At 67.9% G+C, this 9,374-nt stretch carries 12 protein-coding genes; 6 read left to right on the top strand and 6 right to left on the bottom strand.

The window, feature by feature from the left end:
• Positions 1-60 precede the first annotated feature (60 nt).
• Together ACFY3N_RS36410 and ACFY3N_RS36405 are read right to left on the bottom strand one after the other, a co-directional pair.
• The gene (locus ACFY3N_RS36410) at positions 61-402 is read right to left on the bottom strand and encodes a hypothetical protein (protein ID WP_390821054.1); all 342 of its coding nucleotides are present in this window, start codon (positions 400-402) and stop codon (positions 61-63) included.
• Between the two features lie 235 nt (positions 403-637).
• Positions 638-799 carry a hypothetical protein gene (locus ACFY3N_RS36405; protein WP_390821055.1) on the bottom strand — a complete coding sequence of 54 codons (162 nt, stop codon included), beginning with the start codon at positions 797-799 and terminating at the stop codon, positions 638-640.
• Positions 800-1,067: 268 nt separating this feature from the next.
• On the opposite strand from ACFY3N_RS36405, the gene ACFY3N_RS36400 reads away from it, so the two are divergent.
• The 4 genes from ACFY3N_RS36400 to ACFY3N_RS36385 all read left to right on the top strand — a co-directional run bounded on the left by ACFY3N_RS36400 (position 1,068) and on the right by ACFY3N_RS36385 (position 4,655).
• Positions 1,068-1,916, top strand: a complete 849-nt coding sequence (locus ACFY3N_RS36400; protein ID WP_390821056.1) for a hypothetical protein — start codon at positions 1,068-1,070, stop codon at positions 1,914-1,916.
• A gap of 35 nt (positions 1,917-1,951) precedes the next feature.
• Positions 1,952-2,857: a hypothetical protein gene (locus tag ACFY3N_RS36395; protein ID WP_390821057.1), complete on the top strand. Its 906-nt coding sequence runs from the start codon at positions 1,952-1,954 to the stop codon at positions 2,855-2,857.
• Positions 2,858-3,852: 995 nt separating this feature from the next.
• A complete protein-coding gene (locus tag ACFY3N_RS36390; protein ID WP_390821058.1) occupies positions 3,853-4,332 on the top strand; it encodes a MarR family transcriptional regulator in 480 nt (159 codons plus the stop codon).
• The gene (locus ACFY3N_RS36385) at positions 4,332-4,655 is read left to right on the top strand and encodes a replication initiation protein, RepL2 (protein WP_390821059.1); all 324 of its coding nucleotides are present in this window, start codon (positions 4,332-4,334) and stop codon (positions 4,653-4,655) included. The genes ACFY3N_RS36390 and ACFY3N_RS36385 overlap by 1 nt, the downstream gene beginning before the upstream one ends.
• 64 nt (positions 4,656-4,719) lie before the next feature.
• Here the strand turns inward: ACFY3N_RS36385 and ACFY3N_RS36380 are convergent, their stop codons facing one another.
• The 4 genes from ACFY3N_RS36380 to ACFY3N_RS36365 form a co-directional block, all read right to left on the bottom strand.
• A complete protein-coding gene (locus ACFY3N_RS36380) occupies positions 4,720-5,043 on the bottom strand; it encodes a replication initiation protein, RepL2 (RefSeq protein WP_390821059.1) in 324 nt (107 codons plus the stop codon).
• Positions 5,043-5,522 carry a MarR family transcriptional regulator gene (locus ACFY3N_RS36375; protein WP_390821058.1) on the bottom strand — a complete coding sequence of 160 codons (480 nt, stop codon included), beginning with the start codon at positions 5,520-5,522 and terminating at the stop codon, positions 5,043-5,045. The genes ACFY3N_RS36380 and ACFY3N_RS36375 overlap by 1 nt, the downstream gene beginning before the upstream one ends.
• Positions 5,523-6,517: 995 nt before the next feature.
• Entirely contained in the window at positions 6,518-7,423 is a 906-nt protein-coding gene (locus ACFY3N_RS36370; protein ID WP_390821057.1) for a hypothetical protein, read from the bottom strand.
• 35 nt (positions 7,424-7,458) lie between these two features.
• Positions 7,459-8,307, bottom strand: coding sequence for a hypothetical protein (locus ACFY3N_RS36365; RefSeq protein ID WP_390821056.1), 849 nt, complete (start codon positions 8,305-8,307; stop codon positions 7,459-7,461).
• 268 nt (positions 8,308-8,575) lie between these two features.
• Here ACFY3N_RS36365 and ACFY3N_RS36360 point away from each other — a divergent pair, with 268 nt between their 5' ends.
• On the top strand, positions 8,576-8,737 hold the full coding sequence (locus tag ACFY3N_RS36360) for a hypothetical protein (RefSeq protein WP_390821055.1): 162 nt from the start codon (positions 8,576-8,578) through the stop codon (positions 8,735-8,737).
• Between the two features lie 235 nt (positions 8,738-8,972).
• Complete coding sequence (locus ACFY3N_RS36355) at positions 8,973-9,314, top strand: hypothetical protein (protein WP_390821054.1); 342 nt, start codon at positions 8,973-8,975, stop codon at positions 9,312-9,314.
• Positions 9,315-9,374 lie beyond the last annotated feature (60 nt).

Raw genomic sequence — 9,374 nt, 5'->3', positions numbered from 1 at the left:
CGAGTACGAGGAAGCCTTCTGGCGCAGCCAGGAGCAAACCCCGCAGTCCGCCTGAACCAATCAAGATCGGACTCTATGAAACTCGGGGCAGCTCAGGTGGCCGTGGTGCGGGTCGCGGTGGTGGTCGAGCGTGTGGTGGATGTACCGCTGCCAGTCCGCACGGGTCCGCTCCGGAGCATCGCCCGTCTCGGGCATCAGCAAGCCGTCAACCACGGCCTCGGCACACAGGCCGGCGAGCTCGCGTGCGTGCTCGTCCATGGCGGTGAACTGTTCGATGACGTTGACCGGTTCGAGATACCGCAGTGCCTTGACGGTGGCGTCGTCGTACGGGCTGTGCTCGGGGTCGAAGGCGAGCACCGTCAGTTCGTGGCTGACCGTCTCGTTCTTCCGGGCCCCAGGCATGCCGGGCAGGTCCGCAGGGGTGATGACCGACAGCGCGTACCGCGACTACAGCGGATGAGCGTCGGGCGCCGTGACGCTCCAGATGGCAAGGACGGCCGGATGCCCGCGCGGGGGAAGTCGGACGGTCCGTCCGTTCGGGCCGTGCAGCTCGTGATCTGTCTCCTTGTGCGGAGCCTAACGACGCTCGTCGCCGGGACAGCGGTGGCGCTTCGACCACCGGGTCACGCCGCCCTGCTCATGCCGGGTCCGGCGCCTCGTCGACTTCCTCGACGACGAGTTGGGGAAAGCGGCTGCACACCTGCTCTTCCAGCGCCTTGCGCTGTGCGGCGGCCCGGACGCAGGCGCTCGAGCCGCGGGCCTCCGGAGGCCCTGAGCTCGTCGGCTGGAAGCCGAGCACTTGCTCCTCCCGCTCCAGGTTGAACTTTACGGAACAGACCGAGCACCCCAACCAAGTGCAGCAGGTGGGCGGCGCCGCGTCGTGCTCTGCACTATCCCACGAACCTTGACCACCCCTGGCATTTGATGCGGGCGTCCTGTCTGTTCCGTAAAGTTGAAAGCTTCCATTCCCCACTTGGCCACGGTGGTGGTGCGCGCTCGCCGACCGGGCGTCAGGCTTCGCGAAGAGCGTGCGCTACCGTCCTTGCTCCAGTCCGAGGAGGGGGAGCATGACACAGCAGGGGCGGATAGCCGGAGCACGAGGATGGTGGCGCAGCACCCCACCGCTGATCCGCCGCTTCAGCATCGTGTTGCTCATCACCGGCGCCCTTCTCGCCGTCACAGGCCTCTGGCTCGACCGCACCGACTGGTGGGAAGGGCACAGCTTCTTCGTCAATCTCGTCTCCAGCCTCACGTCGCTGTGCTTCGGCGTCCCCACCGCCCTGCTGGTCCTCAGCCACCTCGGGAACGCCCAGGCGGACGCACGGCGAACCCGGCGGGCCAAAGACTTCGCGTGCGCCGAAGTCGAGGAGTTTCACACATCCCTGACCAGGATCTTCAACGTCAACAGCGTCGCAGCTCTGGACTCCGAGGTAAGAAGACTGCTCCACGACCTGCACCGCCTGCGTCAGCTGAGAGACACCGACGGATCGGCCGCCGCCGAGTTCCTCCACGCCTTCAACGCCCTGCTGAAACTCGGTCCAGCACCGACGGCATACCGAGAGCCGACTGGCTGGACAGCCCTGTCCGCTGACCGCTGGCAATGGAGGAGGATGGAGAGCTGGCACGTCCGGGTCGAGACCCAGTGGAGAGTCCTCAGCAACGAGGTGCGTCCCATGGTTGTCGACTGCGGCCTGCCTTGGCTTCCGAGGTCCCCGGCCGCCAAAGCCGAGCAGGCGATACGGCGGCTTCTGAGCGACCACAAGCGCAACCCTTGGACGGTGGAGCGAACAACCCTCGACGACCAGGATGTGGTGGACGCGATGAGGCACTTCCTCTTTGACCTGCGCGTTCTGTGCACCACGGCGAAAGATCTGGCCGCCCGTTACCCTTCCCCCGCCTCGTCCACCGCACCGTGAACCCGACCGGTGCCCGCAGTTCCTAGAGTGGCAGGATGAACCGCTCCGCCGAAGCCCCGGACCCCCGCACCGTCCTGCACGGATGGCTGTGCGGGGTGTACGTGCGGCCCGACGGCCAGGAGGTCCGCGGCCGCGCCTGGGACGAGGACACCCGCTACCGCTACGGCCTGCTCCTCGCCGGCATCGACGCTCCCGCCGGATGGCGCGGTGACTGGCTCACCTACATCGGGGACCTGGTCTGGCACTTCGAGCCCCTGCACATCCGGGACTGGGCCGCCCGGCTCATCAATCTCGACGGCAGCCCCATGGCGGCCGCCTCCCGCGGCCGCGCCGTCTCCGCCGTCCGCAGCTTCTACACCCACTGCGAAGAAGACCTCGGCGCCGCCCGCTGGAACCTCCCGCCGCGCCGCGAACTCGCCGGACCCACCCCGCCGTCACCGCGCGAGCGGCTCACCCGCTTCCAGACCGACGCCCTGCGCACCGCAGCCGACCGCTACCGCGGCCCCCACGCCGAACGTGCCCGGCTCGCCGTCTACATGACGCTCGCAGGCCTGCGCCCGGGCCAGTCCATCGCCGTCGTCGTCCAGCACATCCAGCGCGACAACCAGGCCGGCCCCACCTGGCGCCTGCCGGCGAAGAACAACAGCACCTCCGCCGTCACCCACCTCCAGCCCATCCCCCGGCCGGTGGTGTGGGCGCTGGACGAGTACCTGCCGGTCCGCACCCACAAGGCCCCGCACTCCACCGAGACGACCGGCCCCCTGCTGCTCTCGCGCACCGGGCGCGGCCTGGACCGGGTCACCTTCCCCCGCCTGCTGCGCGACGTCGCCGCCACCCACCCCGACCTGGCGGAGATCTCCCCCTCCCTGCTGCCGGACGTCGTCGCTCACTCGCCGAGCCCCTTCGCCGACGAGGCCGGGACCGGCGCCGGCAAGAAGTAGCCGCTCTCCGGTCAGCCGGGCACAAGCACGGCACACCGCCGGCCCCCGCACCAGCTGCTTCCGCACCGAACGGCGCGAACGCCCGGAACCGTTCCTCTCTGAGGATGGCGTCCAGGCGCTGCTGCGGACTTGAGTCTCGTATCTCTTCGGGAACCCAGACCGGCCGAACGCCGTTGCGCCCGGTGAAGTGATACAGGTACTCGCTCTGCGCAGGCCCTACCGGACCAAGTGCCGGCGTCATCCCGCCCCCTGTGCTCTGCGCGCTTGCCTTCGTCCCAGGCCCCGCGACCTGGACGGAGCCAGTACGGCAAACGACCTTGCCGCTATGAAGGTCCATGCCGGCACCGCAGTTCCTCGATCCCAGGGCCGGAGCCCGGGACCGGCCGGGAAGCCTGTTGCACACTGCGGGCCAGGACCGTCGCCACGTGCCCGGCCTCCTGGATGCCCCTGTACCAGGTCAGCCCCCACCAGTCCGCCACGACGGTGGCCGGGCCGACGGTCGAGGCACGCGTGTGCCACCTCAGCCACAGACGGCACCAGCCACGCTTTTCCGTTGCTGCGTTCCCGCGCCCTCCTCGATCAGCACCCGGAAGACGGCATCAACCCGACACACCCGAGGACCGGCGCTTGCGCCGGCCCGCAGGGGTACGCGGGGATACGCGTACCCCGCGTCCCACGTGCATGAAGAACTCGCAGCCATCAGCGCGAGCCTGACCTGCGGAAACATGCGATGCGATCCGACTGGGGAAGCGGCATACCCGATCCGGGGATCATCTTTGGCGACTCACCGATCGGGTCATCCCGATCCCAGCATCGGGATGACCCGACTCTGGGATCGGATCAGGTACCTATGAGCACACTGCTCACATGGCACATCGATCCGACTGTGCAGACGGATCAGTTAGCAATGTGGTAATGCTCTTCCTGGTAAGTGATCTGTTCCCCGAGCCTGATCGCTCACCGGCCCCATACCGACTTGTAGGGACGGCCCTCACATGGCAGAGCAGGCGCGGAAGATCCTCGCCCTGGTCGATCAGGACACAGGAGAATTCGAGGAGGTACACCGCGCCAACTACGCCTTCAACGGTGCCCACATCAATGTGGGCATCCGTAGGGGCCGGGAGTTGGCCTCGGCTGCTTCAGGCCTGACCGACCGGGAGTTCCGCGTCCTCGTCTGGTACTGGTTCGCCACGGAGACGAGCGAAGAGGCCGTCATGCGGACGGGTGCGGACATCGCGGCAGAACTCGGCATGAGCCCGGATGCTCTGTCGAGAGTGGTGAAGGTTCTCAAGAAGGCTCGGCTGCTGGTGGAGGCGGGCGGTCTTGGGCGGACTACCTTCTACAGGTGCACGCCCTACCTCGCCTTCATCGGTACAGGCTTCGCCCACCGTGAAGCCGTCAAGGACTGGAACCCACCAGAGACCAGGGTGCGCGAGCCCCGTGACCGCCGGCGTCGGAAGAAGGGCGAGGCCTGATGAGGATTCACGACGCGGAAGACGTCCAGTACCTGCTGAGGAAGACCGGGCGTGTCCTCAGTCCCAACCAGCGGATCGTCGTCATGCTCTACGCGTCTTCGGAGCAGCGGCCCGACGGAACCGTGATGATCAAGGCCAGTGAGCTGGCCGCCACCGCAGGGATGACGCCGCCGGTGCTGTCCCGCACTCGCAAGGAGTTGCTCGAGGCCGGCTGGCTGGAGGCCACCGGCAGTGTGGGCAGCGTCAAGCACTACCGGCTCACCCCGGCCTTGTTCGAGGACCGCAGCCCGGCCGGACGCCACCTGCGGGCTGTCGGTAGCTGAGGGCTCCTCCAACAGTGAAGCGACCCGACTCCGGAGTCGGGTCGCTTCACTGTTGGAGGAGCCCTCAGCTACCGACAGCCCGCAGGTGGCGTCCGGCCGGGCTGCGGTCCTCGAACAAGGCCGGGGTGAGCCGGTAGTGCTTGACGCTGCCCACACTGCCGGTGGCCTCCAGCCAGCCGGCCTCGAGCAACTCCTTGCGAGTGCGGGACAGCACCGGCGGCGTCATCCCTGCGGTGGCGGCCAGCTCACTGGCCTTGATCATCACGGTTCCGTCGGGCCGCTGCTCCGAAGACGCGTAGAGCATGACGACGATCCGCTGGTTGGGACTGAGGACACGCCCGGTCTTCCTCAGCAGGTACTGGACGTCTTCCGCGTCGTGAATCCTCATCAGGCCTCGCCCTTCTTCCGACGCCGGCGGTCACGGGGCTCGCGCACCCTGGTCTCTGGTGGGTTCCAGTCCTTGACGGCTTCACGGTGGGCGAAGCCTGTACCGATGAAGGCGAGGTAGGGCGTGCACCTGTAGAAGGTAGTCCGCCCAAGACCGCCCGCCTCCACCAGCAGCCGAGCCTTCTTGAGAACCTTCACCACTCTCGACAGAGCATCCGGGCTCATGCCGAGTTCTGCCGCGATGTCCGCACCCGTCCGCATGACGGCCTCTTCGCTCGTCTCCGTGGCGAACCAGTACCAGACGAGGACGCGGAACTCCCGGTCGGTCAGGCCTGAAGCAGCCGAGGCCAACTCCCGGCCCCTACGGATGCCCACATTGATGTGGGCACCGTTGAAGGCGTAGTTGGCGCGGTGTACCTCCTCGAATTCTCCTGTGTCCTGATCGACCAGGGCGAGGATCTTCCGCGCCTGCTCTGCCATGTGAGGGCCGTCCCTACAAGTCGGTATGGGGCCGGTGAGCGATCAGGCTCGGGGAACAGATCACTTACCAGGAAGAGCATTACCACATTGCTAACTGATCCGTCTGCACAGTCGGATCGATGTGCCATGTGAGCAGTGTGCTCATAGGTACCTGATCCGATCCCAGAGTCGGGTCATCCCGATGCTGGGATCGGGATGACCCGATCGGTGAGTCGCCAAAGATGATCCCCGGATCGGGTATGCCGCTTCCCCAGTCGGATCGCATCGCATGTTTCCGCAGGTCAGGCTCGCGCTGATGGCTGCGAGTTCTTCATGCACGTGGGACGCGGGGTACGCGTATCCCCGCGTACCCCTGCGGGCCGGCGCAAGCGCCGGTCCTCGGGTGTGTCGGGTTGATGCCGTCTTCCGGGTGCTGATCGAGGAGGGCGCGGGAACGCAGCAACGGAAAAGCGTGGCTGGTGCCGTCTGTGGCTGAGGTGGCACACGCGTGCCTCGACCGTCGGCCCGGCCACCGTCGTGGCGGACTGGTGGGGGCTGACCTGGTACAGGGGCATCCAGGAGGCCGGGCACGTGGCGACGGTCCTGGCCCGCAGTGTGCAACAGGCTTCCCGGCCGGTCCCGGGCTCCGGCCCTGGGATCGAGGAACTGCGGTGCCGGCATGGACCTTCATAGCGGCAAGGTCGTTTGCCGTACTGGCTCCGTCCAGGTCGCGGGGCCTGGGACGAAGGCAAGCGCGCAGAGCACAGGGGGCGGGATGACGCCGGCACTTGGTCCGGTAGGGCCTGCGCAGAGCGAGTACCTGTATCACTTCACCGGGCGCAACGGCGTTCGGCCGGTCTGGGTTCCCGAAGAGATACGAGACTCAAGTCCGCAGCAGCGCCTGGACGCCATCCTCAGAGAGGAACGGTTCCGGGCGTTCGCGCCGTTCGGTGCGGAAGCAGCTGGTGCGGGGGCCGGCGGTGTGCCGTGCTTGTGCCCGGCTGACCGGAGAGCGGCTACTTCTTGCCGGCGCCGGTCCCGGCCTCGTCGGCGAAGGGGCTCGGCGAGTGAGCGACGACGTCCGGCAGCAGGGAGGGGGAGATCTCCGCCAGGTCGGGGTGGGTGGCGGCGACGTCGCGCAGCAGGCGGGGGAAGGTGACCCGGTCCAGGCCGCGCCCGGTGCGCGAGAGCAGCAGGGGGCCGGTCGTCTCGGTGGAGTGCGGGGCCTTGTGGGTGCGGACCGGCAGGTACTCGTCCAGCGCCCACACCACCGGCCGGGGGATGGGCTGGAGGTGGGTGACGGCGGAGGTGCTGTTGTTCTTCGCCGGCAGGCGCCAGGTGGGGCCGGCCTGGTTGTCGCGCTGGATGTGCTGGACGACGACGGCGATGGACTGGCCCGGGCGCAGGCCTGCGAGCGTCATGTAGACGGCGAGCCGGGCACGTTCGGCGTGGGGGCCGCGGTAGCGGTCGGCTGCGGTGCGCAGGGCGTCGGTCTGGAAGCGGGTGAGCCGCTCGCGCGGTGACGGCGGGGTGGGTCCGGCGAGTTCGCGGCGCGGCGGGAGGTTCCAGCGGGCGGCGCCGAGGTCTTCTTCGCAGTGGGTGTAGAAGCTGCGGACGGCGGAGACGGCGCGGCCGCGGGAGGCGGCCGCCATGGGGCTGCCGTCGAGATTGATGAGCCGGGCGGCCCAGTCCCGGATGTGCAGGGGCTCGAAGTGCCAGACCAGGTCCCCGATGTAGGTGAGCCAGTCACCGCGCCATCCGGCGGGAGCGTCGATGCCGGCGAGGAGCAGGCCGTAGCGGTAGCGGGTGTCCTCGTCCCAGGCGCGGCCGCGGACCTCCTGGCCGTCGGGCCGCACGTACACCCCGCACAGCCATCCGTGCAGGACGGTGCGGGGGTCCGGGGCTTCGGCGGAGCGGTTCATCCTGCCACTCTAGGAACTGCGGGCACCGGTCGGGTTCACGGTGCGGTGGACGAGGCGGGGGAAGGGTAACGGGCGGCCAGATCTTTCGCCGTGGTGCACAGAACGCGCAGGTCAAAGAGGAAGTGCCTCATCGCGTCCACCACATCCTGGTCGTCGAGGGTTGTTCGCTCCACCGTCCAAGGGTTGCGCTTGTGGTCGCTCAGAAGCCGCCGTATCGCCTGCTCGGCTTTGGCGGCCGGGGACCTCGGAAGCCAAGGCAGGCCGCAGTCGACAACCATGGGACGCACCTCGTTGCTGAGGACTCTCCACTGGGTCTCGACCCGGACGTGCCAGCTCTCCATCCTCCTCCATTGCCAGCGGTCAGCGGACAGGGCTGTCCAGCCAGTCGGCTCTCGGTATGCCGTCGGTGCTGGACCGAGTTTCAGCAGGGCGTTGAAGGCGTGGAGGAACTCGGCGGCGGCCGATCCGTCGGTGTCTCTCAGCTGACGCAGGCGGTGCAGGTCGTGGAGCAGTCTTCTTACCTCGGAGTCCAGAGCTGCGACGCTGTTGACGTTGAAGATCCTGGTCAGGGATGTGTGAAACTCCTCGACTTCGGCGCACGCGAAGTCTTTGGCCCGCCGGGTTCGCCGTGCGTCCGCCTGGGCGTTCCCGAGGTGGCTGAGGACCAGCAGGGCGGTGGGGACGCCGAAGCACAGCGACGTGAGGCTGGAGACGAGATTGACGAAGAAGCTGTGCCCTTCCCACCAGTCGGTGCGGTCGAGCCAGAGGCCTGTGACGGCGAGAAGGGCGCCGGTGATGAGCAACACGATGCTGAAGCGGCGGATCAGCGGTGGGGTGCTGCGCCACCATCCTCGTGCTCCGGCTATCCGCCCCTGCTGTGTCATGCTCCCCCTCCTCGGACTGGAGCAAGGACGGTAGCGCACGCTCTTCGCGAAGCCTGACGCCCGGTCGGCGAGCGCGCACCACCACCGTGGCCAAGTGGGGAATGGAAGCTTTCAACTTTACGGAACAGACAGGACGCCCGCATCAAATGCCAGGGGTGGTCAAGGTTCGTGGGATAGTGCAGAGCACGACGCGGCGCCGCCCACCTGCTGCACTTGGTTGGGGTGCTCGGTCTGTTCCGTAAAGTTCAACCTGGAGCGGGAGGAGCAAGTGCTCGGCTTCCAGCCGACGAGCTCAGGGCCTCCGGAGGCCCGCGGCTCGAGCGCCTGCGTCCGGGCCGCCGCACAGCGCAAGGCGCTGGAAGAGCAGGTGTGCAGCCGCTTTCCCCAACTCGTCGTCGAGGAAGTCGACGAGGCGCCGGACCCGGCATGAGCAGGGCGGCGTGACCCGGTGGTCGAAGCGCCACCGCTGTCCCGGCGACGAGCGTCGTTAGGCTCCGCACAAGGAGACAGATCACGAGCTGCACGGCCCGAACGGACGGACCGTCCGACTTCCCCCGCGCGGGCATCCGGCCGTCCTTGCCATCTGGAGCGTCACGGCGCCCGACGCTCATCCGCTGTAGTCGCGGTACGCGCTGTCGGTCATCACCCCTGCGGACCTGCCCGGCATGCCTGGGGCCCGGAAGAACGAGACGGTCAGCCACGAACTGACGGTGCTCGCCTTCGACCCCGAGCACAGCCCGTACGACGACGCCACCGTCAAGGCACTGCGGTATCTCGAACCGGTCAACGTCATCGAACAGTTCACCGCCATGGACGAGCACGCACGCGAGCTCGCCGGCCTGTGTGCCGAGGCCGTGGTTGACGGCTTGCTGATGCCCGAGACGGGCGATGCTCCGGAGCGGACCCGTGCGGACTGGCAGCGGTACATCCACCACACGCTCGACCACCACCGCGACCCGCACCACGGCCACCTGAGCTGCCCCGAGTTTCATAGAGTCCGATCTTGATTGGTTCAGGCGGACTGCGGGGTTTGCTCCTGGCTGCGCCAGAAGGCTTCCTCGTACTCG

Origin of the sequence: Streptomyces sp. NPDC000348 (assembly GCF_042898795.1) — a bacterium.
In the GTDB taxonomy this organism is placed as follows: Bacteria; Actinomycetota; Actinomycetes; order Streptomycetales; family Streptomycetaceae; genus Streptomyces.
This window is presented reverse-complemented; position numbering and strand designations above follow the sequence as displayed.